General features: G+C 44.9%; 1 protein-coding gene. It reads right to left on the bottom strand.

Going from position 1 to position 1,376, the window contains the following annotated elements:
• Positions 1–411: 411 nt before the first annotated feature.
• On the bottom strand, positions 412–1,376 hold a 965-nt coding region (locus F3H12_RS13140; RefSeq protein ID WP_149679760.1), incomplete at its 5' end, for an IS110 family RNA-guided transposase.

Below are 1,376 nucleotides of genomic sequence, written 5' to 3' on the forward strand. Positions count from 1 at the left end.
ATTTTTTACCTTGATAATATTGAGCTGTACTTCTGGATTGCTTGGTTTTCTTGGCAGTTTTGCGGATTTTGGGTATGACAATAAAACCGCATATGTTTCCGTATTGTGGCCGTTGAGATCCCACATAAACTCCAGGCGGCTACGCTCCCATGTCTTCCGGGGTCTCTGCCCTTAATTCCTTCGTTCTGCCTGTCCAGGAGTGGAACGTCAGTTTATATACTCGCAAACTGGGTCTATGCCCTAATCCAACGCTCTGACTTGACTGTTCCGGCTCAATATTATCAAGGTTCGTAAACTTCTTGAGCTTTTTTGGTTTCTTTTTCTTTCCTGCCAGCCTGTTGCGGTGTACAGGTGGCAATCTTTCTGATTCGGGCTTCTTCAGCTCTTTCTAATTCCTTGCTGTCTTCTTGACTATGCTGCTTTCACCCTTGGCTTTATACCCCTGAGAACTTCGTTTCGGTCATATTCTATTCCTTTTGTCAGAATGGCATAGATAATGCGAATCAGTTTACAGCATAGGGCGATAATGGACTGCATTTTTTTCAAGGGATTTTTCTCACGGCTCACATACCGGTGATGCAGCATACGAAATTCCTCATTGTTGGCTATCAGCGGAATGACTATCCTGAATAGGGCTGTCCGAAGTCTCTTGCGCCCGCGCTTACTGATTTTTGTTTGCCCTTTATGCTTTCCCGAACTGTTCTCCGACAGGTTCAAACCACTCATCTTTATGATCTGACGCGCTGCTTGAAACCTCCTGATATCGCCTATTTCGCTGACGATTATTGCAGTCGATACCATCCCCATTCCTTTCATTCCTAACAGATACTCCGTGTTTGGTACCTGACGTAACAGCTCTCCCATCTGTTTTTCCTGCTCTTCCAGTTGTTTCTCTATCATTTCATACTCAGTCAGCATATTACGAAGTGATTTTTCTGCTGCAACCAGACCTATTGTCCTGCCAATGGATTTTTGCGCTGCTTCTACGATGCCATTCGCTTTTTTACGGCTTGCACCTTTTACTCCTTGCTCCAGCCAGATATTCATTATCCCTTCCGTACCTGCCTCAACAACTCTGGCGGGTGTCGGACACTTCTTCAGTATTATCCGCGCAGCTTTCCCGTCCCATGCGCTAAAGACTTTCTCGAATTCAGGAAACCGAATATCCAACCATCTTGTCACCTGATTCTTTATATCTTTTTTCCGTCTCTTTAACCGTTCGTATTCCCATACCGCTTCTCTCAATTCCTGATACAGTTCTTCTGGAATGTACACGTCCCGGTACCTTCCGTCCTTCACCAGCATGGCTATGGTCTTAGGATCTTTCAAATCATTCTTTGTCGGACTGTTATCGTCCAGTTCCTTCGTACATTTCA

The sequence above is a fragment of the Thermoclostridium caenicola genome (assembly GCF_900142095.1).
Lineage (GTDB): Bacteria > Bacillota > Clostridia > DSM-8532 > DSM-8532 > Thermoclostridium_A > Thermoclostridium_A caenicola.